This is a genomic window from Peribacillus sp. FSL K6-1552 (genome assembly GCF_038005205.1).
Taxonomy (GTDB): domain Bacteria; phylum Bacillota; class Bacilli; order Bacillales; family DSM-1321; genus Peribacillus; species Peribacillus butanolivorans.
This window is the reverse complement of record NZ_JBBOST010000001.1, coordinates 3,164,912-3,187,926: the sequence shown is the minus strand read 5'-3', so window position 1 is coordinate 3,187,926 and position 23,015 is coordinate 3,164,912. Positions and strand designations below refer to the sequence as shown.

At 38.6% G+C, this 23,015-nt stretch carries 16 protein-coding genes and 3 pseudogenes; 14 read left to right on the top strand and 5 right to left on the bottom strand.

Annotation, left to right across the window (positions count from 1 at the left end):
* Nucleotides 1–164: 164 nt before the first annotated feature.
* From NST21_RS15305 to NST21_RS15290, 4 genes are all read left to right on the top strand, one after another.
* On the top strand, nucleotides 165–419 hold the full coding sequence (locus NST21_RS15305) for a hypothetical protein (protein ID WP_340890012.1): 255 nt from the start codon (nucleotides 165–167) through the stop codon (nucleotides 417–419).
* 585 nt (nucleotides 420–1,004) lie between these two features.
* Entirely contained in the window at nucleotides 1,005–1,283 is a 279-nt protein-coding gene (locus NST21_RS15300; protein ID WP_340890009.1) for a hypothetical protein, read from the top strand.
* Between the two features lie 268 nt (nucleotides 1,284–1,551).
* Complete coding sequence (locus tag NST21_RS15295) at nucleotides 1,552–1,917, top strand: VOC family protein (RefSeq protein WP_340890008.1); 366 nt, start codon at nucleotides 1,552–1,554, stop codon at nucleotides 1,915–1,917.
* Nucleotides 1,918–2,388: 471 nt separating this feature from the next.
* Nucleotides 2,389–3,015, top strand: coding sequence for an isochorismatase family cysteine hydrolase (locus NST21_RS15290; RefSeq protein WP_289334962.1), 627 nt, complete (start codon nucleotides 2,389–2,391; stop codon nucleotides 3,013–3,015).
* Nucleotides 3,016–3,247: 232 nt separating this feature from the next.
* Here NST21_RS15290 and NST21_RS28900 read toward each other — a convergent pair.
* Nucleotides 3,248–3,325 (bottom strand): annotated as a pseudogene (locus tag NST21_RS28900) (hypothetical protein); the annotation flags it as partial.
* A gap of 462 nt (nucleotides 3,326–3,787) precedes the next feature.
* On the opposite strand from NST21_RS28900, the gene NST21_RS15285 reads away from it, so the two are divergent.
* Entirely contained in the window at nucleotides 3,788–4,834 is a 1,047-nt protein-coding gene (locus tag NST21_RS15285) for an SDR family oxidoreductase (protein WP_340890003.1), read from the top strand.
* A 306-nt stretch (nucleotides 4,835–5,140) separates the two neighbouring features.
* Nucleotides 5,141–5,494: pseudogene (locus tag NST21_RS15280) on the top strand (GNAT family N-acetyltransferase); the annotation flags it as partial.
* 522 nt (nucleotides 5,495–6,016) lie between these two features.
* Here the strand turns inward: NST21_RS15280 and NST21_RS15275 are convergent.
* Entirely contained in the window at nucleotides 6,017–6,154 is a 138-nt protein-coding gene (locus tag NST21_RS15275; RefSeq protein ID WP_340890001.1) for a hypothetical protein, read from the bottom strand.
* Between the two features lie 923 nt (nucleotides 6,155–7,077).
* Nucleotides 7,078–7,785 carry a DNA alkylation repair protein gene (locus NST21_RS15270; protein WP_340890000.1) on the bottom strand — a complete coding sequence of 236 codons (708 nt, stop codon included), beginning with the start codon at nucleotides 7,783–7,785 and terminating at the stop codon, nucleotides 7,078–7,080.
* Between the two features lie 941 nt (nucleotides 7,786–8,726).
* Here NST21_RS15270 and NST21_RS15265 point away from each other — a divergent pair.
* From NST21_RS15265 to NST21_RS15235, 7 genes and pseudogenes are all read left to right on the top strand, one after another.
* Nucleotides 8,727–11,102, top strand: coding sequence for a M14 family zinc carboxypeptidase (locus NST21_RS15265; protein ID WP_340889997.1), 2,376 nt, complete (start codon nucleotides 8,727–8,729; stop codon nucleotides 11,100–11,102).
* Between the two features lie 689 nt (nucleotides 11,103–11,791).
* Complete coding sequence (locus NST21_RS15260; RefSeq protein ID WP_340889994.1) at nucleotides 11,792–13,267, top strand: spore germination protein; 1,476 nt, start codon at nucleotides 11,792–11,794, stop codon at nucleotides 13,265–13,267.
* 20 nt (nucleotides 13,268–13,287) lie between these two features.
* The gene (locus tag NST21_RS15255) at nucleotides 13,288–14,382 is read left to right on the top strand and encodes a GerAB/ArcD/ProY family transporter (RefSeq protein ID WP_340889991.1); all 1,095 of its coding nucleotides are present in this window, start codon (nucleotides 13,288–13,290) and stop codon (nucleotides 14,380–14,382) included.
* A complete protein-coding gene (locus NST21_RS15250) occupies nucleotides 14,379–15,455 on the top strand; it encodes a Ger(x)C family spore germination protein (protein WP_340889989.1) in 1,077 nt (358 codons plus the stop codon). The genes NST21_RS15255 and NST21_RS15250 overlap by 4 nt, the downstream gene beginning before the upstream one ends.
* 206 nt (nucleotides 15,456–15,661) lie before the next feature.
* Nucleotides 15,662–15,800, top strand: a pseudogene (locus NST21_RS15245) (GlsB/YeaQ/YmgE family stress response membrane protein); the annotation flags it as partial.
* A 415-nt stretch (nucleotides 15,801–16,215) separates the two neighbouring features.
* Nucleotides 16,216–17,655: an MFS transporter gene (locus tag NST21_RS15240; protein ID WP_340889987.1), complete on the top strand. Its 1,440-nt coding sequence runs from the start codon at nucleotides 16,216–16,218 to the stop codon at nucleotides 17,653–17,655.
* A gap of 355 nt (nucleotides 17,656–18,010) precedes the next feature.
* Nucleotides 18,011–18,622 carry a HutD/Ves family protein gene (locus tag NST21_RS15235; RefSeq protein ID WP_340889984.1) on the top strand — a complete coding sequence of 204 codons (612 nt, stop codon included), beginning with the start codon at nucleotides 18,011–18,013 and terminating at the stop codon, nucleotides 18,620–18,622.
* 1,062 nt (nucleotides 18,623–19,684) lie between these two features.
* Here NST21_RS15235 and NST21_RS15230 read toward each other — a convergent pair.
* Nucleotides 19,685–20,335, bottom strand: coding sequence for a plasmid stabilization protein (locus NST21_RS15230; protein WP_340889981.1), 651 nt, complete (start codon nucleotides 20,333–20,335; stop codon nucleotides 19,685–19,687).
* 46 nt (nucleotides 20,336–20,381) lie between these two features.
* Entirely contained in the window at nucleotides 20,382–20,681 is a 300-nt protein-coding gene (locus tag NST21_RS15225) for a hypothetical protein (RefSeq protein WP_251037956.1), read from the bottom strand.
* Between the two features lie 375 nt (nucleotides 20,682–21,056).
* On the opposite strand from NST21_RS15225, the gene mobQ reads away from it, so the two are divergent.
* The gene (gene mobQ, locus NST21_RS15220) at nucleotides 21,057–23,000 is read left to right on the top strand and encodes a MobQ family relaxase (protein ID WP_340889974.1); all 1,944 of its coding nucleotides are present in this window, start codon (nucleotides 21,057–21,059) and stop codon (nucleotides 22,998–23,000) included.
* Nucleotides 23,001–23,015 lie beyond the last annotated feature (15 nt).

Genomic DNA, 23,015 nt, shown 5'->3' with positions numbered 1-23,015 from the left:
CATTGCCTATTCATGGTCAGGATAATGGTATGTGCTAAGAATAAAGCTAATATAACCTACTTTTACTTCCCTTTGACCTTTATGATACAAGCTTCTTCTCTAATCTATGTCTAGGTGATTTATTAAATCGTAAATTACCTGTTAAAAGAAACCGGATGGTTCCCATGGTAAATGGAGGGGATGACAGAAGACCAAATTTAACAGAAACAGCTCCAAGTTCCTATAAAATGGAAAATAATACCCCCGAAAACAATCCCAATCTCTTACCCTCCCTTCGAAACGATCATAAAAATGATTCCTTCATGTGTTATGAGATGATCTGGTTCCAATCCACTGCTGTGCCAGTTAGTGACATTCTCATCGGATCTTTTTACGAAACATCTTTAATGGTGAATAGTCTAAAAAGAGAGAATATTTAGTCTTTTCTTGCAAAATCAATGATACTTTATATATTATAAATTTAAAAGTACGCACAATTTTGTGGAATAGGATAAAATTTGATACTTAAAAAAATTGGGGTGTTACTATGAAGGACTTTAATACAGAAAAGTGTCCTGATACCACAGCTTGCCCTGTTGCAATTACAGTAGATGTGATAGGCGGTAAATGGAAAGGGATCATATTATATAACTGATCTCGCCGACAGATGATGTAGGTTCTATTGCTGTAGTTCATTCTGAAGGAGGAACAGCCGAAGGGACATTTTGCTTTCCTTTCCGTGATAAAAAATCATTTTTTGACTAACGGGTGCTAATTTAGTTGAAAAAGACCATCTTTTTTGGGGGTGAAAAAATCTCCAAATTTATACTCCACTCAAGATTGCGAGAAATGTACTTAAACTAACACGTGCACCGTTTTTGGTGCTGATATAGGGTTATAAACAACTTTTGTAGGTGATGATGATAGTTGAATAAGAAAATGTAATTTTATGTTAAAATAAGTAAGGAGATTGTGAAGGAGACGTATAATAAGACATAACTCACAAATGTTGGGGAGGGTTAGCCTTGTTTACTTCAGTTCTATTTTCCTATTGCTATTTTATTACTAAGTATTTGGGGTTTGTTTTGGGTAATCAAGAACAAGAAAAAATATATATTTCTCCATTAGTTCTTGTAAATTTAGGTATCATAACGCATTTGGTTGGTTTGAAGTTAATTAGGGGATTTGCAGGAATGGGAGTAAGTATGGTAGGTGCAATTATACTTGGAATAAGCCTAATAATCTTAGTTTTAATATTAATTACAGATTCAAATAAGAAAAGAAAATTGAAAAAAACCATTTGATTGATTAATGATGTTCTTCTTAAACTAACAGGTGCTTTACTTCAATAAGGAAGGTTGCTGAGGCGGCCTTTTCTTATGGCACTAACTGGGCAGGATAGTTCAAGAGTTCATATTGATTTGTTCAACAATTGGGCCATTTAGTTGAAGATCTCATCAGATAAGTAATAATAATTAAAGGAATAATTCACTCTGATAAAGAATATTAAAAAATGTGATGGATCTTTTTAAGAAGAACACGTAGCCATGAATGGCAGAAAGGAAATGAGAAATGAGAGTATTAGATACGATGGTTCGTGTAGATATTGAAACAAGTGAGATGAATAAAACGATTCAATTCTATGAAGAGTTATATCAAGAGAAGTGTAAGGCTCGTTTTCATTATGATGATCTCAATCTTGAATTGGCGATGATTTCTCATGTTCTGATCATGGCAGGAGATACGGAAACAAGAAAAGAGTTAGCGATCGCATCGGCTACCTTTGTGGTAGATTCTATTCAAGAAGCGAAAAATTTCTTAGAAGAACGTGGAGCAGTATGCCTAACAGAACCTAGACAGACACCAGGAAGTTGGATTATGTTCGTCAAGCATCCAGATGGTTCAATTGCTGAGTATGTACAACCCTTACCTCATTAAGAGAATTAAGATAAAAGGTTTATTTTTACCGTATCCCCTCTAACCACTTTCCTTGCATACCCACAAGCTATAAACAAAGTAGAAGCTTATCTCGGATTTTCCAAATGGTTATGCTTAAGGATGATTAGAATGATCTTCAGCAATAGGGCGCGATTCTTGAATAAGGTTCGCTTTTCTTATAGAACTAACGGGTGCAAGAGTTGAATATCTGGCTGCCATTTTCGGCGGTCTTTTTCTTATAGTGCTTACGGGGCAGGTTGAACAAGTGAGGTGAAATACAGCTCTTTTTTATGTTTATTGGAAGGAAATCATACAAAAAAAGAAATGGGGTTTCTATGCAATAGTTGTATTTGTTTATCCGTATTTTATTGTCACTCATTAAATTCAAAATTTCATTTTCCTAAGGAATTATTAATCAATGTAGTTCATATAATCGATAAGTGAAAACATAAAAAAGGTGGGAACAATTCTATGTTTAAACCAAATCCCGCGAATACTGCAATAGTTATTACTGACCCTCAAAATGACTTTTTGTCTCCAGGCGGAAGAGGATATCATTTGACAAAGGCTAACATTAAACAGAATAATACTTTAGCCAACTTGGAACTACTATTAAGCACTGCCCGTAGTAAAGGTTATCAGCTCTTTGTTTCCCCGCACTTTTTATATCCACATGACTATGATTGGCAGTTTACAGGGAACGAACAAGAGATGTTGATTAGTTTGAGTGTTTATCAGAAATTAAATCAATATAGTCCTCCAACTCCGGAAGCCGATTATGTTCCAACTTTAGCTCCGTATATCTGGGATAAAACATCCGTCATTGCAACACCGCACAAGGTGGCCAGTCCTCAGACAAATGATCTGGTCTATCAACTAAGGCAACGCAGAAAAGAACAAGTAATTTTGGCTGGGGTATTATCAAACGTATGTGTTGAATCGCATATGAGAGATTTAATCGAAAATGGCTTCAAGACAGCTGTTGTTTACGATGCAACTGCCACGATTAGTGAAAACGATTTTCATGCTGCTGTTACGAACTACCGAGCTTTCAGTAGTGCTACATGGACAACACGTGAAGCCATTTCAAATATGTAATGATACTCTTAAAAAGGCATACTAAAGAAGAGATTATTCTTTGATTAATTGTAATGTTGCAGCCGTTAGGTGCTTTCATTAACGATATCCAATAAGTCCATTCTTATAAAATTTAGATTCAATTACAGTGTGTTTCATTAGATAGATTTCCACCATATCCATTGCTAGTTCCTGAATCTCTCCCATCATCTTGTAGCACTTTTTCAAATATCTAACCGATCTTGATACAGACCTACTTTTCGATGACTGCTTCCAATTTAAACATCACAGCAGTTATAGGTGATTTAAGCTCATGCGATATGATAGCAACAAATTCACTTTAATTCATACTTCTTTATTAGCTAGTTCAATATCACCAATTATTTTGTAGAGGTACGGAAAAAGATAAGTTCGTGAAAACGAGCTTTCTGCAGTTTTTTATTATGAATATTAACGATTTGTGAGTTTGTGAAGAATTGTACTTAAATTAACGGGTGCGTTAGCTGAAGAGCTGTCTTTAAGGCGGCTTTTTCTTTATGCAACTATCGGGGCAGTTTAGTTGAAGATTAGTTTTCTTACACATCAACAATCAGGCCATATTCTTGAATAAGAAGAAAAAAGGAGATCATCGGAGTTTGGGAGAAATGTATCTGTTATATCTTTCGAATATTAGATAGGGTAGTCTGTTTAATCTTGATTTTATACTCTCCGTATCTTTTTAAGAAGGAAAACCGTTATGTAAAAATTAAAGATATTTTTACACTCTATTAAACTGAATGAATGGGGGAAAACTATGAAGGTCCTTATATTAGGAGGTACTCGTTTTTTAGGGAAAGCTTTGGTAAAAGAAGCATTGAAAAGAGGTCACGAAATTACATTATTTAATCGCGGTACCAATAAAGAGATGTTTCCTGAGGTTGAGCAGCTAATTGGTGATAGAGACGGTGATGTTTCACTTCTAGAAAACCGGAAATGGGATGTTGTAATGGATACCTGTGGATTTGCTCCGCATCAAATCAAAAAAATTGCGACTGTACTTGGGGATAACATCGAACATTATACATATATCTCAAGCATCTCTCTTTATAAGGATTGGATTCCCCTCAATATTACGGAAGACTATCATTTACAATCCATGCCGCCGGATGATAAGTTGAAAGACGTTGAGGAGGGGAAAATTTCTCCCTATGAGTATTACGGCGCGTTGAAAGTACTTTGTGAAGCAGAAGCAGAAAAGCATTGGCCAGGGCGTGTTTTGCATATAAGAGCAGGGCTGCTTGTCGGACCGTTTGACTATACGGATCGGCTTCCGTACTGGGTTCAGCGTGTGGCACAAGGTGGAAAAGTATTGGTGCCGGGACGTTCAGATCGTCCTGTTCAATTGATTGACGTAAAAGATATAGCAACATGGGTGTTCAATATGGCAGAAAACAGAAAAAAAGGCACGTTTAATGTAACAGGTCCGAATTATGAATTGACTATGAAAGAGCTATTAAACACCTGTAAAGCTGTCACAAACAGCGATACCGAATTTGTGTGGGCAGAAGAACAGTTTATATTGGAGCACAAAGTAAAGCCATGGACGGAAATGCCTTTATGGATTCCTGAACACTTCCCGTTAGAAGAAGAAACAGAACCGTGGAAAGGATCTTTTTTCATCAGTATAGAAAAAGCTGTTAACGCTGGTCTTTCCTTCCGACCTCTTGAAGATACTGTTTATGATGTGTATCAATGGGAGAAAGCGAGACAGGATACAGAACGAAAAACAGGGATATCACGAGAAAGAGAACAAGAGCTGCTAGAGGCTTGGTTCCAAAAAGAGAAAAAGGAGACATTGTGATGGGGTTATAACCCCCATACCCATCTAATTCAAGGAAAATTATATCCTAAATAATTGATTATTCTAAATAATGTTCTTCATCAATCGGGCGCGATTCTTTAATAAGAATCGCTTTTCTTATAGAACTAACAGGTGCATTAGCTGAAGATCAGAGCTGTCTTTAAGGCAGCTTTTTCTTTATGCAACTATCGGGGCAGGATAGTTTATTAAGAATAAAAGGAATTTCTTACTAATTAATGGAATTTATATTAAAATGATTAAATCCAAATAACGAGAATTATAATTACATATGAAAGAGTGATGAAACTGAATTTTACTATCCGTAAAATGCAAATGGAGGACATACATCAAGTTCAACAAGTTGCAAAAGCAAGTTGGAACTCTACCTAAGAAGGCATTATCCCTCTTAAAATTCAAGAAAATTTCTTAAAGTCTGCTTATAATGATGAGATGATGCAAAAACGTTTAGAGGGTTCTTTTATATTCGTTTCAGAGGTTGATAGGAAAATTGTGGGTTTCGCTAACTTCTCTCCTGTAAAAGAAGGCGGGGAGACGGAACTTGGAGCGATTTATATAAACCCAGAATACCAAGGAAAAGGAATAGGAACTGCTTTACTAAAAGAGGGCATTAAGAACTTAGAAGGTGCAAAAGAAATTTTTAATTCCTGCTTATTTTCTGGGGTATTTGTGGAACGCGAAATTCAGCAACATTAAGCCAATCCCTATAAGTCCGGCGAAGAAGGTTACGATAAATCCCTGTGGAGTCATATGAGCATTGTTGTCTCTTCATTTCATTTCTTTGTTTCCATACTGGGTTTCTTAATGAACTACCGGTGCGTTAGCTGAAGATCAGAGCTGTCTTTAAGGCAGCTCTTTCTTTATGCAACTATCGGGGCAGGTTAATCCAATGAGGATTGGTATAATAAATTGGGGGAATTTATGTAAAAAGACATTGGGATTTTACCTCCTAAGTATGTTTCTAAAAAAGACTGTTCTTGCTAAGCTATGGAGTATGTAAAGAAGAAATTTCAAGGCCTAATGAACAATATAAGGACTAAAATAAAAGTCTATTATACCTTTGAAGAGTCAAGTAATCCTTCATGTTAGTGGATTGCTTGACTCTTCATTTTCGTTTACCTGCAAGTTTCTTTTCGGAAAAGCAAAGAAATCACGAGATTGTACTTACCCTTTGGCATTGCGCGGGAGCTTATTAGTTGGTTTAATTGCTTTTTCCAAGTCTTCTGCTGCGATCACTGGGTCTACTGTATTGCTATTAGCTTTTCCCTTTTGACTATTGCCTTTATCACGCTTTTGGCTCATGCTTAGAACCTCCCTCCATGTAGCTTCATTTGTTAAGATGGATTAATAGATGGCGACTTATTCACCAAACGAGAAGGTTCTCGTTTGGTTGTGTATACATCCATATAGGGTTTAATATGTAAATGATGTCAGCTAATGGTGTATAGACAATTCAATGTTTAAACATTCCCCTCTTTAAATTGTATTGATATTGTGAAATGTTGTACTTAAACAAACGGGTGCGTTAGCTGAAGATGGAGCTGTCTTTAAGGCAGCTTTTTTCTTTATTCAACTATCTGGGGCAGGTTTGTAGAACAAGGATTGAAACTTTATTAATTTAGGAATCGTATAAAAGAGAGTAATACGGGTAGGAAACGATAACGATAAGGGATGATAAATAATGGAAACTTGTAGCAAATGCGGCAACGAACTTACGAGAGCCTATATTTCTGGAATTCAAGGAGAATTTCAGATAAATAAAGAACCAAGAGGTTTTTTCACGGATAGTCCGATTTACAGCAAAGTATCTCCTTATGTTTGTTCTAACTGTGGGTATTTAGAGTTCTATGTAGAACACCCTGACAAATTCAAATAATGAAAGGGATTTCTACTTCTTGTAAAAGACTCAAAGTTGCTGCGGTAAATTTTTCTTATAGAACTAACGGGTGCGTTAGTTCTATAAGAAAAAGTAAAAAAGTCGATTCCTTAACGTAGAGGAGATCGACTTTTTAGGTTGGAGTTCTCTTAGCGTATAAAATTTACGAAATAGGCGGTATAGCATTGTTGCTACCGTTCATAAAAGTATACTTAAACGAACGCAATCAATAAAAAGGAAAAGAATTATTATTAATAGATGTAGCTTTATAAAAAAGTTTGATCATTTCTGTGATCCTTCTTCCAAAGCGCCCGATAATTGAAGATAGTTCGCGATGCAAGGCTATTATTTAACATCTTACATTTTTGCGTTTGAAACCAAGCTGCCCTTTATCTACTTCCTTTTGAATACTTTCGGAAGCGAGGAGGAAACTGCTTTTTTTCTTGTCCCGTTTGACTTCTACTGGGCCTACTGCCTTTGCGGTCTCGACCGCCTTATCATGGAGCGGCAAATATGAAATCCCCACTGTGTAAATAAAATTATTCATAGCGTATTTAGTTCGTTCTGGAGAATCGTGAATCGTATTTTCCACATTTTCAAGCATATTGGCAATCTTGCTTTCGGAAAATTCATCGTCCGGGCGATTTCCCAAAAGCCAGCAGTAGCAACTCCAGCCCGCTGACATTCTCAGCTCTTCACCGCTTGCGATCCATTTATCGGCAACGTCTTGTGCAATATCTGTTTCAGCTAAAGTTACTGCAACCACATAATCGGACAGCATATAAAAATATGCCGCATCCATCCAACGCTCAAAATCCGCCTCAGACATTGTTTTTGGGTCTGCAATTATGCCTGCAAAGTACATTGCGTCGTAGTTCCCTGTGGCGTAAAGCTGCTCAGCCAAAGGTTGATTTTTTTTGATTTTCTTGGCGATCGGTTTCATAGCGCCTGTAGCCACGCCAAAAAGCGGCTCGTGCGCGCCATTGGATTCGTAAATTTTCTTGGTTCGTTCCTTGCCGAGAACTTCAAGCTCCTGCATAACCATTTGTAAATTCATCGTTTAACACTTCCTTCTTTTTGGAGGTTTTTCCCCTTAAGATTTAAGACCATCAAATCCATCTCTATTAGCCTATAACAAATCTTTACATTTGTCAGCAAAACCACAGTCACAACATGTGCAGAGTGTATGTGGCAACACATGGGATGTTGGTGAGTTCAAACTCGTTTATAAAGATTTATCCTTATTGTTTCTATCAAGGATTTTTGGATGAAGCAAACCTAAAAGAGATCTTTTGTTCACATAATACGGATAAGAGGAAATCAAAAAGCCCATGAATTTCATAGAATTCGAGGGCTTTTCCATGTAACTTGACCGTTGGGGACAAACTACAAAACAGTTAAACGAGCTTTTTACCGATTTAGAAGCGTATGGAAATTATTTGTAAATACTAACATGCTTCTGAAGTGATGAAAATAGGATAAAAATTCAGTTATTATTAACTGAAAATTCTTAATTTACACAAAAATAAGTGTATAATATTATAAAACAATTATCTAAGTTTGTGGGTTACTATTTCTTAATAAGGAGGCGATACTCTTAAACATGATGGAAATTTATTTTTTAGAAAGGAAATATTAGTAGGATGCAGAAAAGGAGAAATTTATTAGTCTAGAAAGGAATTAAAGCAGCTGCAGTAGCCGCTGGGAATGCGGGTTTAGGTATTGCGTTTCCACCAAGTCGTTCAATGTTTATTTTATTGGATTCGCTCCTATTGCAGCACTAGTTTCGGAGGTCAACTTTATGTAGCATTACTTGCTGGGGGAGCTTATCAAATTTTATGCAGAATATTTTTAACGTTGTGGTTTGTTCTATGTTATAAAATTAAAGCGCTTTCAACAGAATTTGTTCAGCCCATTAGTATTCAATTAAACTATGTATTAATTAATAAATTAATATATACAAAAAAATCACTATATATACATACTGGAGGTTTTAGGATGAAAAAGAAAAAAGCATTATCCGGCCTGATGGCTGTGAGTTTGCTAACAGTAATTCCGTGGAGTTCTGGACATGCTGAGAAACCTCAATGGACAAATGTGAATACATATGAGGAACAGGACGGAAGCAAGTTTAATAGCGAAAACTATAACTTTGTGAAATTCTCACAAATTGGTTCCAAATTAAAAGAGATTGAAAAACTTTCAAACCGTGTGAAAGTTGAAGTCCGTGGAACATCAGCTGATGGAAACCCACTCTACGTTGTCACGATTGCTGACCCAACAACGCAAGGGAAGTTCGGAAAAGTGAAGGCACTTAGAAAGCAAATGTTTAAGAATCCGGGCAAAGCTCAAGAATGGGTTGCCAATAATCCTGACTTTAAAGTTCCAATCATGATTAATGGTTCTATTCATGGGACTGAATTTGTCGGAAGCGATGCAATCCTTCAATTAATTGAACGTTTTGCTACCCAAAATGATGCAACAACCAAAGATGTTTTAGGGAATAATATTCTTATTTTCAATGTCGTACAAAACCCTGATGGACGTATTGATGCCACCCGCTTTAATGGCGAAGGAATTGACATAAATCGTGACTTTATCACCCAGTCGCAGCCAGAAACAAAAGAGATGGTTGAGCTCATTAAAGAATGGAACCCGATGGTGTTCCTTGATACTCATGGTTATGTGAAGAATTATCAGCCAAATCTGCAGGGGTTAATTGAGCCTTGTACGCCACCGCATAATCCTAATTACGAGTATGACTTATACGGAAAATGGGCCTATAAACAGGCAGAAGCGATGGAAGCGGAAATAATGAAGGATCATGAGAACTATTCAGGATCCTTGTATCAAAACATGAAAGGTACCTATATTCCGCTGCGCGATGATTCCGCCGGCTGGGATGATTACCCACCAATTTTCACACCAATGTATGCGATGTACCATGGTGCTTACGGTCATACATTAGAAGCTCCAACAAATGATTGGGATGGCGTACGATGGATGTATAATTCGATTATGGGGGCACTGAAATTTGCAACAGATAACAAGCAATCCATGATTACTGATCAAATTGAAGTTTTTAAAAGAGGAATTAACTTTGACCATCCTTTTCAGAAGGAAGGGTTATTTCCAAAAAACTACATACTTCCACTAGACCCTATGGATCCGAATGTTACGAATAAGGCAGTAAATCATTTGATCAATAATGATATTGAAGTTGTTCAAGCTGTGAATGCATTTGAAGCGGATGGAGTGTCATATCCAAAAGGAACTTATCTCGTTGAGATGGATCAGGCGAAAGCCGGATTAGCAAACACGATGCTCTGGGATGGGGAAGACATCACGAACGATACCCCAGCAATGTACGACATTTCCGCATGGAGTTTACCGGAGCTTTGGGGATTCGAGGCAGTAGCCACACAAAATCCTATTAAAGTCAATACAACGAAAGTAAAACAGATTACAGGTCAAGGAACGGTTTCAGGAAAAGGACAGTTTCTGATTCCGAACAGCTCTGTCCAATCGGTAAATTTAGTAAATGCATTGCTTAAGCAAGGAATACCTATAGTACGTGATGCACAAGGCAACTTCTTTGCAAAAGCAGTAGCTAATCAGGTTTCAGCAGCGGTGAAAGAATCTGGGTTACAGGTTGGAACTGCTGAGGTACCAGCAGATGCAGTGGCTATTACGTCTTTAAAAGTAGCTATATTAAAGGATGGAGGTATGGGTAAACAGAAATCACACGCAGGAACAAAGCTCGCTTTGAAAAGACTAGGTTTTGATGTGACAGAAGTTACGCCAGTCGAAGTGGCTAAAAATACCCTTAACGGTTTTGATATTTTTGTCTATAGTGGAACGGAAAGTCTCATTTCTACCAACCTATCTGAAGCTAATAAAGAATTTGGATTACAGAACGACGGGCAACTTAATGCGTTTAAAGACAATGTGACAAGCTTCTTAAATGAAGGAGGCAAATATATAGCTGTAGGTGCTGGTGCATCTAGAGCAACTAAGACACTTGGTCTTACAGACGACATCATTAATGTAGGAGGTTCCAACAGTAATGGTATCGTAAAAGTCGATTATGAGGGAACCGGTTTAACAGCAGGATATGGAGAGGATGATATCGGCTTTGTCTATCGTCCAACATGGTTCACGGGTACGGATAATGATGAAGTCGTCGCGACCCTTGCAGATTCAGATAATTTCTTCGTAGCAGGTCACTGGAAAAATAACATAACCGCCAAGGGCCAAGCCGTAATCGTAAAAGAACAGAATAAAGATGTAACTCTTATTGGGTTAGAAGCAGGTTTCCGCGACCACCCGGATTACTTGTTCCGTCTTCTATCAAATGCAATTTTCGAAAAATAGTAGAAATAGCCAAAGCCGGATTCAGCAATGAATCCGGCTTTGGCTATTTGAAAAATGCTAAACGCTTACTACTGAGTCTTGAACAATTATCTCAGCAACTGCTAGATAAATACTCATTACTTTTAAATCATTTGTTGCAAAAACCGCTGAAGGACGATTCTTATCAAGAAGTGGTTGTTTAGCAGATTGAAAGGCGTTTTCTACCATTTTAAAGGATTACTTGAAAAATAAATTAAAAAATTGGAAGTCTAAACCTAGTAAAGCTCCTTCATCCTACTATAAAAACGTATATCAAAGACTTTTCTTCGTCTGTATTACCTTTTGGAGAAAAATGGACGGAAATGTCATCGTTATAACAAGAAAACGGTCTTTGATATCTTAGGTGTTGTCATTGATCATTCGATGTCACAAAAACTCAAATTTGCCCAATATTATTTAAAAACCCTATTTAATGGGTTTTTTTCATGCGCAATTTTAGTATTAATGTAGCAAAATAAAGAGAATAGACTTTAAATTAACACATGGACGCTTAGCTTGATGGGGATTTTGTAAGACCCCTTTATTTAAATAATACAATTTTATTGTTATTCAACATTGATAATGTGTATAAGTTTTGTTTGCTATACCCATATTAAAATTATTGAATTTACTTTTCCCCAGAGTAATAGTAAAGGGAGGTGAAATTTCCAATGCCGAAAAACGATTCAGCTTTTCAAAAAAGCGAGCTTGCCAAGCTTTTAACAGTGTGCGGAGAGTCAGCGGACTTTCTTACTTTCAGTCTTTATGAAAACTCGCCCTTCTTCATTGCCTATTTTAAAACTTTAGTTAAACCAGAGATTATTCACCACGATATTCTCCCTACAGTTAAAGAAGAGCTTTCTACTTTAGAAGAAATAAAAGAAAAGCTGTTGATCGAGGATCTTTCTATTACGGACAATATACCGGATATTCAAGATAAATTAATGACCGGAAACTTGATTTTTTACAAGAAAGAAGGGCAGCCTGCCTGCCTGGCTGTTCCGGCACCAGCTGTCGAAAAACGGCAAGTAGCCACTCCGGAAACGGAATACTCAGTCGTTGGTCCGAAGGAAGCCTTTGTTGAATCACTCGATACAAATTTAAATCTTGTGCGCAAACGTCTACCGATTCCAGAACTGCAGGTAAAAGAACTGATGGTCGGAAAGTTATCAAAAACCCGGATCGCGGTCGTCTACGTGAAAGGAATCGCTGACTCGGACAACGTGAATACGGTTATCCAGCGGATTCAAGGGATTGAATACGATGAAATTGCCGACAGTTCGTTTCTCAGCCAAATGATTGCCGATAATAAAAACTCGCCATTCCCACAGTTAGTCGACACAGAGAGGCCTGATCGACTGGCCGCCTTACTCGCCGAAGGGAAAGTTGCCATCTTTTCGGACGGATCGCCCACTGCGATATCAGGTCCCGTGTCACTCATTACATTTTTCACGGCATTTGAAGACTATCTTTCCATTTGGAATGTCGCATCCGCTTTCCGGCTCCTCCGGCTCATTGCGGTTCTTTTCTCTGTTTTAGCCACATCGACTTATGTAGCCATTTTAACTTATCATTATGAAATGATTCCTCGTGATGTACTCAGCTTGCTGATTACATCACGGGGAAGTATTCCGTTTCCACCTTTTTTGGAAGCTGTTCTCCTTGAATTGGCGATTGAGCTTTTGCGGGAAGCAGGCGCCCGGCTGCCGACAAAGATTGGCCAAACGATTGGGATTGTCGGCGGTATAGTGCTCGGAACAGCGGCCGTTCAAGCAGGCTTGACGAGCAATGTACTGCTCATTGTTGTGGCCACGGGCGCGCTTGCTTCTTTCACTACGCCTATCTACCAACTTAGCAACGTGATCCGCCTGATCCGCTTTCCATTTATCCTGCTTGCCCAGCTGCTAGGCCTTGTCGGAGTCGCCGTCTGCTTTGCTTTTCTTATGTCTCATTTATTAAAGCTGACTTCTCTCGGTCGTCCTTTTCTTGAGCCGATCTATCCTTTGCGCGTGAAGGATTTCAAAGACTCTATTATTCGACTGCCGTTCAGCAAGCAAGCACTCCGTCCCCTCCAAATAAGAGCAAAAGACCGTGTGAGATTTCAGCAGGAGGCTCCGCAAAAAAAAGAATGGGATATTGACGACTAATTTGCATATGGAGGTGCTGTATGCTGCCCTTACCGCCGGAGAGCCGGAAAGTCTCTCCTTTCTTTGTTTTTTATCTTATAGTAGCGGCGCAATTTGGCTTGGGCGTTTTCAGCTTTCAACGGTATATTGTTAAAGCCGTGGGCAATGATGCCTGGATCGCTGTTATTATCGCCGGTCTCTCGATTCACATTGTCTTGTGGATGATTTATCAAATATTAAATAAAGGAACGAATGATATTACTGTTATCCACAAGGAACTGTTTGGAAAAGGGCTTGGAGGGCTCCTCAGTTTGGCTTTGATTGTTTATTTGCTGACTTTGGCTGTCTCGGTGTTCCGTAGTTATATCGAATTGATTCAAGTCTGGATCTTTCCGCAATTGGAAACATGGTATATGGCCCTGATTCTCTCTTCGCTCGTTTATGTGTATGTAATCGGAGGCTTTCGAGTCGTTGTTGGGATTTGCTTCCTCAGTTTCATCTTAACGACTCCTATATTTTTTATAATGTTAGAGTTCCCTTTACGGCACGTGCATTTTTCTCATCTTTTGCCTATTTTGGATCATACCGCAGTTGAGTTCTTATCCGCCTCAAAAAAGATGACGTATAGTTTAACGGGATTTGAAACACTTTTTTTCTTTTATCCTTTTATAAAAAATGCTCCAAGCTCGCAAAAGTGGGTGCATTATGGAGCGGCGTTCAGTACTTTTAGTTATTTAGTAATAATGATCGTTTCCCTTATGTACTTTACTAAGGCTCAATTACTTGAGTCGATTTGGCCGACATTAACTATTTGGAAAATTGCTGATTTTCCTTTTCTTGAAAGGTTTGAGTTTATGGGGCTCTCCCTTTGGCTGTTTAACGCTCTTAATAGTGTCTGTATATTTATTTGGGCCGGCACGAGAGGACTAAAGCAGCTGTTTACCGTGAAGCAAAAACATAGCCTTATTTTCGTTATCATCATGACAGCTGTTGTGGCTGTTCTCTTGAAAAACCGCGAGCAGATCGAGCAGCTAAATACAGTAATGGGCTTGGTGAGCCTTTACGTCATTTATGCTTACATTCCATTTCTCTTCTTTTACCAAATGATTAAAAGTAAAATGAGGCGAACGTCATGATAAGGTACCTCTTTTGGAGCATTTTTACGCTCATCCTGCTGTTCAATTATTCGATTGAAACAAAGATACTTGAAGATATCCAGCACGTTTCCGCCATTGGTTATGACTATGTGGACGAGGACCGGATGAAGGGAACAGCCGCCGCTCCTTTTTATCCTGCGGGGTTAGATGTTCAGCCGCTCAATGCCTTCTTTACGGCGGTCGGCCATACCGTTCTAGACATCTTACAAAAGCAGCAGATGGAGTCCCAAAGAAGACTTGCCACGGGACGTTTGCAGAATTTTTTGATTAGTAAAGATCTGGCAAAACACGGAGTCGCCGAGCTTACTGATCCACTCGGCCGCTCTACCGATATTGGCAGAGATGTTTACATGGCGGTCGTCGACGGCAGCGTCGAGGAGCTGTTAACTTTTAAGTATCCTAATGCGCCGACATCTGCTCAATATCTTTCCGATTTCATGGAGAGAAATCTGAAAGACATTGTTCCTCAGCCAACTGTTCATGCTTTCCTGGATCAATATGACGGGTTCGCTCAAGATCCTTTTCTACCTATTATCGGGAAAAAAGACGATCATATTCAATATAAAGGTCTCGCTCTTTTTAAGGATGATCTCTACGTAGGAGAGCTTTCCAATAAGGACAGTTATGTATTTAAACTCTTTTACGAAAAGACTAAAACAGGCGCGTATGAAATAAGCTTCAAAAATAAAAAGTACATTGCTACTGAAAATATTCGATCCAAAGTGAAATATAAAGTGTCCGGCAGCCAAGACAATCCGCGGGTGTCGGTTCATGTCTCGTTGATAGGAGAGGTTAAAGATGCTTCCAGCGTGCTGATGAAAGGGAACACCATGAAAGAAGTGGAGCAGGAATGGAGCAAAGAAACCACGAAAAGAGCGGAAAAGATGATGAGGAAATTTCAGGAGCTAAAGATTGATCCGCTCGGAATCGGCGAAAAAGTCCGGAGCCATTTTCGGAACTTTGATAAAGAAGCATGGAAAGACCGCTACCCAACCGTTCCTGTTGAATTTGATATGAAGGTTCGTATTGTGAACACCGGCATCACCGAATAGAAAGTGACGTCAAAAAGGGAGTGACTCAAAAAGGATAATTAAAAAATGTTTGAAGGCTTATACGATTATGCTTTTAAAAGTAAATTCCGTGTACCATTTATTTATTGCATAGGAGTGATTTCAAAACTTACTTAGCCGAAAGTTCAAAGGTTAAAGTACATCACGGATCGATATCTTTAAAAAGGAAATTCAAAGGAGGAAGAAAAATGACATTTTTATGGTCATTAATTATTGGCTGGTTAGCAGGTATGATTAACAGACGCGATACTCCATTTGGTATTGTACGGTAATATCATTCCTGGTTTCGTAGGTCCTTGGTTAGGCTTATTCAAAATGGGTTCTTTTTATTTCTATTAAAATCAGTTTTTGAAACATCTTTTTAATCAACCTTTTTTCCAAACCAACAACTGAGGCTATATTTTAGTTAATCCATTAAAGGGCGCACTTCTTTAGTAAGAAGGTGTCTTCTTTTTTGTTTATTATACAATAATAAAAGCAAGTGAATTTGCGAAAAAAGGGAATTTTCACTTTAGCATAGTTATGGATGAGTGATCCTTTGCAGAATATTTTAGAATTAATCTGCAAATATTTAAACAGGATCATATAAATAATCAATCACTGCGTCATTTTTAGTCGGATAAAAATGGTAGTGTAAAAAGTTCTATGAAAACTAACTGAGCGTGTAGGGTCTTTTCTATTTATTGGGTGGAAAGGCCATGCAATCGTCCTTAACAAACACGCTAATAATGGAGGTGTAATTATGGAAACAACAAGTTATAAAGGCACAAATAAAATGATTACAGGAATTGTATTTGGGGTCATCACATTTTGGCTCTTTGCCCAGTCTATGGTCAATGTTGTTCCGGCCGTTCAGAAAGATTTAGGCATTTCACTTGGCACATTAAACATAGCAATTAGTTTATCTGCTTTGTTCTCAGGTATGTTTATCGTTGCAGCTGGTGGCCTTGCAGATAAGATTGGACGTAAAAAAATTACGTATTTAGGGTTAATTTTAAGCATTATCGGTTCCTTGCTTATTGTTTTGACTCAAGGCGCAGCATTATTAATTATCGGACGAATCCTCATAGGGATTTCAGCAGCATGTATTATGCCAGCAACAATTGCTTTAGTGAAAGCTTATTATGAGGGGGCTGATCGCCAACGTGCCCTCAGTTTCTGGTCCATTGGTTCTTGGGGTGGTTCAGGTGTTTGTTCACTTGCTGGTGGTGCCATAGCAACATATATGGGCTGGAGATGGATTTTCATCTTTTCGATTATTTTCGCTCTTCTTGCGATGTGGCTTATTAAAGACACTCCAGAAAGTAAAGCAGAATCAACTGGTGCTTTTAAATTTGACTATACCGGATTAGTTATTTTTATCATTACGATGCTTGCATTAAACCTTTTCATTACTCGCGGAGCAGATTGGGGTTGGACAAGTACTATTACATTAGTCTGTGCGGTTATCACAATCATTGGGATTATCGTATTCGTCAAAGTGGAAAGAAATAATGACATAGCTCTAATTGACTTCTCTTTATTTAAAAATAAACCATACGCAGGAGCCACATATTCCAATTTCTTGTTAAACGCTGTAGCTGGAACACTAGTGGTTGCTAATACGTATGTTCAAGTTGGTCGCGGATTTACGGCTTTCCAATCTGGATTGTTATCAATCGGGTATTTAATAGCAGTACTTGCAATGATTCGTGTTGGTGAGAAAATTTTACAAAAATCCGGGGCAAAATCTCCAATGATTTGGGGAGCTATAATAACGACAGTTGGTTGTGCACTAATGGGCTTAACATTCTTACCTGGTTTTTCCTATACTGTTGCCGTATTCATTGGATTTGCTTTATTCGGTCTTGGACTTGGAATATACGCAACCCCTTCTACAGATACTTCTGTATCTAATTCACCTCCTGATAAAGTTGGAGCAGCAGCAGGGGTTTACAAAATGGCTAGCTCACTAGGTGGAGCGTTCGGAGTTGCGATTTCTGCTACTGTTTATGGTGCCATTGCAGCTGTTAGTAGTGTCGAAGTTGCTGCAACTGGTGGTATTATCGCAAACGTAATCTTCGGTATACTTTCAATCATATCTATAATAGCATTAGTACCAAAAGATACTGGAAAAACAACAAACGAAAAAGCAACAAAAATAGATTACAGGAACAATACTGAGCCAGAACCAAGTCATTAAACAAAAAAATTGGTAAGTCGAATAATGAATAGGTCTCAAGCCAGTTCATTATTCAAAATAAGGGGGAATGACAAAGTGCGTCATATTATCTATCCACCAATCCCTTGAATGCTTCGTCATGTTCTTTATTAACGTCTGATAACATTTCCATAAATTCTGCATCTACAACGCTAACAGGTGCATTACTTCAAAAACAGGGGTTGCTGCGGCAGCCTTTTTTAATAGAACTAAACCAGCTAAGCTCAGCTATTCCTCTCTGTGTATCGTATCCATCCTATTGACATAACACCAATTTTGATCTACATTGGGCGTGGTTTAAACTGAAGTAATGTAATAATAAAAGGGGAGAAATTAGTTGGCATATTTACTAAAATTAATAAGAAAAAGTGAACAAATAACAAGCCTTTGGTCAGGTGGTAAAACAACTCAACTTGCTATTTATCCTGAAAATGGAGATTACTCGAAGCGTGATTTCAAATGGCGGTTAAGCACCGCAGATGTTGAGGTAGACGAATCCTTATTTACTCATCTTCCAGGCATTCAGAGAATTATCATGATCCTTGATGGAGAAATGTTGCTTCAACATAAGGGAAAGCACCATGTGCATTTAAAGCCATTTGAACAGGATCGGTTTGATGGCGGCTGGACAACCCGAAGTATTGGGAGGGTTACGGATTTTAATTTGATGTTAGCAGAAGGATGCCAGGGAGACCTTAACATGATTCATATTAATAATGGGATCCAACATGAAGTGTTGGATAATAGGGAATCTACGAATAGATCCGAAGCCTTTTATTGTGTCAAAGGAACAAGTAAAATAAGTATAGATGAAAAAGAGACTGTTGTTTTAGATCAAGGTGACGTAGTAATCTTAAACATGGATCATTCATGCAACAATTTAAATATAAAGTTATCCAATCACAATGACTCAATTGCAAAAATTATTAAGGTAAGTATTTTTTATTGATAGAGATATTTTGGTTCTAGTGCAAAAATATTCACTAGAAGTATAGTATTCTTTCGAATTGTGGGTTAAGAGGCTAAACCAAATAAATCAATCATTATTATTTGGTGATTACTGGTAGGCGTGAAAAATGGGGAGTGAACGATATATTAAAAATACTCCAATGTTACTTCTTTTCGCATTTCTTTTTATTGGCATTTTTGGATTTTGGTTAAGAAAAAGGATTCTTTCATTCGATTTTAAAAACAAAAGTAAATTGTTCTTCTTGTTGGGCAACTATGAGTTGATTGGTGGAGTTCTTATTGGTATAGGCTTACTATTTATTGTGACTTTTCTCTAAGATTTATTTCACTCCCATGAAAATTAAAATATTCTTAAAACCAAAAAAGAGCATACAAAAATAGACCCAGAAAATGACTTTTTAAAAAAGGCTGAACCTTATGAGTGATCTGATTGAGTTTGGTAAATCGTTAAACAAAAACCTCCAATTATAGCAAATTAAGTAGAGGCTAGCGCGACGACCAAAAAAGGATTAATCTCCCATGAGTGCTACCCATAAAGGGCGCGACAGTCGGTGGTACACCGTGGTCGTCGGAGTCAGACTAACGGATGGGCTCAAAGGCACCATAGTTCAACAACCTTCTTCGCCAGCCATTAAAAGATTATCGACCTAGAAACCAATTTTCATTCTCTGTGGTGAAGCGCTGATTTTTGCGCTTCATGGATGGCTAACGGGTGCTTTTCTTCAAAAAGGGAGTTGCTTCAGCAGCTCTTTTTCTTATTTCACAGGGACCTTTAAAAAACTCATGGATCAAGCTTATTCGGCTCTGCCATTAGAGCAATTTGTACCTCTTCCGTAAAAAAAAGCCCTAAAAGGACTCTAGTGATTTCTATGTATAACATAATCTTCTGGAAAAAAATAAGAAAAACAGGTGTCTTAGAAGCTTTATTCGTTCTAATTTCTCTTTATTTAGCTTTCTACCACGTTTTTCTTTAAATCGGTAACCATAAATAGGGCTTTAGTGTAAAAATCGCTTATTCGGCCTCCTAGCGCCCTTAAAATACCTATATGTTTTTTTCACTTTTGATTGGAGCTGTTTCTTTTTCGTAGATAACAGGGACGATTTCTAACTCAAGCTGTTGAGCCACGATGTACCGTCTATAACCGTCTGTCAGCATGTTTGTCTCCCGGTTAATGGTTATAGGTTCATCTAAATGGCCGTTCTGTTTAACAAAGTTCACCACTTGCTGCGTTTTTTCAGGATTCGGGTGCGAGTTTAAAAACGCTTCTGGAACCACGATTTCTTTCATGGCTATAAAATCCTCGGTTCCTTTTGGAGCTTTTGGTTTTTCTTTTGGCTTTTCTGCTGCTTGACTCTTCACTGGCTTGATTGTTGCCTTTTTCTCAGGTTTTTCAGGGAGAACGGACACTTGAAAACAGATCAATCCGATTTCCCCTGGACAATCCTCCACGGGTACATCCAATGTTGGTTCGCCTTGCACCATGATTTTTTGTTGATTGATATTTTTGGCCGTAAGGCCAGATTTTTGAAGTTGTTTCTGATTGAGAAAGACTGTGTACGTAATTGTCGAACCCCCTGGAAGCCCCTTTGGGGAAGAGGGAGAACCACTTTCCTCCATATCAAACGTGTAAAAAGAGCCTTTCTGACATAAGGGACCTACAGGTTTTCCAGTTACCGTCATTTTATGAGGCATACTCATTTCACTCCTTTAGAATTTTACGAATAGAGGGAAGGATCCATTATTTTTTCTGAAGCTCTCTTTCCTTTTGGTTTTTCAACTCTTCTATGGAAAGTTTTAATAGATCCTCTTTTCGATTCGTGACCACTTTTTTTAATCCCCATGCGATTTTTTCAGCTTCTTCCTTGCTCGTAATCTCAAAGTGATGTTCAAAAATGGCCCCGATCTCAATCAATCGTTTCGTCCGTTCTTTTCGTTCCTTTTGTTTGATTCGACTCTCCACTTGCTGTTTTTTCGCCTTCATTTTCTCCATCTTTTCTTCTAATTCTTGTAATCTCTCACTGTCCGTTTTACGAGCCATAAAACCAAACCCTCTCTTCATTCCCATAATTTTCTTTAAGTATAGCGAAATAGGTGATAGAATACTAGACAAAAGGCAAGAATCGCTACAATGAGTGTGGCATGATTCCCTGAGATCGAAGAGCAAAGGGCGCACTTATACAAACTCCGTTTGTGTGCGGTTGCTACGCAACGGAACAGCATATTCGCTAGGGAGCGAATACCAAAAAACAAACCCTTCATTCGGCTGCAGGCCGAATGGAAAAGACGTATCCGTCTACGGGACGGATACGAAAAGGCCTCGCCTGTTCGGCGAAAACGAAATAAAGCAGCCACCATCTTCGATGCTTGCTGTTTCATTTCGTACCATCAAACCCATCAAAGGAGGTGCGCGATCATGGCCATTTACCATTTCTCTGCCCAAATGATTTCCAGAAGCAAAGGTCAATCGGCTGTCGCTTCTGCAGCTTATCGTTCGGGTGAACGATTAACGGACGAACGAATGAATGAAACCAAATTCTATAAAAGAGAAGTGCAACCAGAAACCATGATTTTGGCGCCTTCTCATTCTCCAGAATGGGTACAAGATCGGCAACAACTTTGGAATGAAGTCGAGAAATCGGAAATCAGAAAAAACTCACAAGTCGCAAGAGAAATTAATATCGCGTTGCCTAGAGAAATCTCCCATCAAGAACAAACCGAATTAATTCGTGGGTATGTGCAAAAAGAATTCGTCGATCAAGGCATGATTGCCGATGTGGCGGTTCACCGTGATGACCAAGACAATCCCCATGCTCATGTGATGTTGACCACTCGCGAAATTTCCAAAGAAGGATTCACCGTTAAAAATCGTGATTGGAACAAAAAAGAATTATTGGTGCAATGGCGTGAACAGTGGGCAGAACATGCGAATCAATCTTTAGAACGGGAAGGCATTCAGGACCGTATCTCCCATGAATCCCATGAAAAACGAAACCTGATTCTATTTCCTACAGTCCATCTTGGCCATGTGGCTCATGAAATGGAAAAGCGCGGGGTTCAAACGGACAGGGGAACGATCAATCGTGATCGTCAAGAATACAATCGTCTTGTTGTGGATATTCAAACATACCGAGAAGAGAAGAAAGCCCTGGAACAAGAAAAAGCACGGAAGCAAGAACAACGGCAACAATCCGAACGTTTCAACACGTCTGCAGAACGTGTTCACTTACAAGAAGCTTCTAAGCTTTTGAACCTGGATCGTGAACCTACCTTGCAAGAAATCTTTGTAAAATGTAAAGAGCTCGATCAGTGGGAGAATCAAGTGAATAAAGATGACCAACAGATACGATGGAAAGAGGAAACGATCAGAGGGGCTGCTGAAACCTACCGTTGGGTTCACATTTTTGAAAATCAACGCCAGCAAGCCCAGCAACAATTGGAAAGTATCAATTGGATGAATCCTTTTAAATTTAAGGAAAATCGAATGACAAAAGAACAAGCCGAGCTGGACATGTCAAAAGCAGAAGACCAAATAAAATCACGGGATAAAACGCTAGATGCCTACCGAGAAAAACTTGGCTTCCATACCGAAAAAGAATTTCACCAGATGCAACGTCAACATCAAACCGATTATCCAAGTCTCCTAGAGGAAAGTCGACAGGTGCGTGGACACATCCATCAGGAAAGAAAGGTCTTAGAAAAGGCTGGAATAGCCCATCAGAACGCTTTTGTGCGTCAGGTGGCTTCTTACTATCCAAAACGTCCTGAAATGCTCCATATAAGCCTTGAAACGGCTAATAAGCTTATGGACATGAAACAAGCAAACGGAAATCAAGTGGTTCCAATAGAGACCATCCAGAACACGCTAAATAACCGTAAAGAAGAGATTCACAGGCTCCATGGTGAATTGGATCGTGTGGATCAGCACCGGTTACGCCTGCAGCGTGCTGAAGGCTATTTGGGGAATTTTGAAAAACATCATGCCCTTGTTGAAAAAATCGAGAACAATCCTTTCTTGAAAGGAAAACTGCTTGTTTCAAAATCGGCTAAACAAGAGTATGACCAGGCTATTTCCACACGTGAAAGCTACCAAGATTCGATGAAAAAGGAAGGCATTTCTGGAAGAGTGGACCTTGAAAAACAGTTCCATACTTTAGTGAAAATGGAAGCTAGAGTTCCTGCGCTTAAAGGTCAGATTCAATCCCAAGAAAAAGGTCTCGACTTATTAGGTGCCATTATGAAGGGCGTTGAACAGGCAGGAAGGGACATGCAGAGAGAACAAAAACGTCAGCAACAAAATCTATCAATAACTAAAAATAAAGGAAAAAACCGTCAGCGTGCTTGGGAAATGGAAAGATGATAGTAACAAACAATC

Bases quoted from the DNA above. Each gene is read 5' to 3' on its own strand.
- NST21_RS15305 (WP_340890012.1), top strand. From the start codon at position 165: ATGGTAAATGGAGGGGATGACAGAAGACCAAATTTAACAGAAACAGCT.
- NST21_RS15240 (WP_340889987.1), top strand. From the start codon at position 16,216: ATGGAAACAACAAGTTATAAAGGCACAAATAAAATGATTACAGGAATT.
- NST21_RS15295 (WP_340890008.1), top strand. From the start codon at position 1,552: ATGAGAGTATTAGATACGATGGTTCGTGTAGATATTGAAACAAGTGAG.
- NST21_RS15290 (WP_289334962.1), top strand. From the start codon at position 2,389: ATGTTTAAACCAAATCCCGCGAATACTGCAATAGTTATTACTGACCCT.
- NST21_RS15230 (WP_340889981.1), bottom strand. From the start codon at position 20,335: ATGCCTCATAAAATGACGGTAACTGGAAAACCTGTAGGTCCCTTATGT.
- NST21_RS15225 (WP_251037956.1), bottom strand. From the start codon at position 20,681: ATGGCTCGTAAAACGGACAGTGAGAGATTACAAGAATTAGAAGAAAAG.
- NST21_RS15250 (WP_340889989.1), top strand. From the start codon at position 14,379: ATGATAAGGTACCTCTTTTGGAGCATTTTTACGCTCATCCTGCTGTTC.
- NST21_RS15270 (WP_340890000.1), bottom strand. From the start codon at position 7,785: ATGAATTTACAAATGGTTATGCAGGAGCTTGAAGTTCTCGGCAAGGAA.
- NST21_RS15260 (WP_340889994.1), top strand. From the start codon at position 11,792: ATGCCGAAAAACGATTCAGCTTTTCAAAAAAGCGAGCTTGCCAAGCTT.
- NST21_RS15255 (WP_340889991.1), top strand. From the start codon at position 13,288: ATGCTGCCCTTACCGCCGGAGAGCCGGAAAGTCTCTCCTTTCTTTGTT.
- NST21_RS15265 (WP_340889997.1), top strand. From the start codon at position 8,727: ATGAAAAAGAAAAAAGCATTATCCGGCCTGATGGCTGTGAGTTTGCTA.
- NST21_RS15275 (WP_340890001.1), bottom strand. From the start codon at position 6,154: ATGAGCCAAAAGCGTGATAAAGGCAATAGTCAAAAGGGAAAAGCTAAT.
- NST21_RS15285 (WP_340890003.1), top strand. From the start codon at position 3,788: ATGAAGGTCCTTATATTAGGAGGTACTCGTTTTTTAGGGAAAGCTTTG.
- mobQ (WP_340889974.1), top strand. From the start codon at position 21,057: ATGGCCATTTACCATTTCTCTGCCCAAATGATTTCCAGAAGCAAAGGT.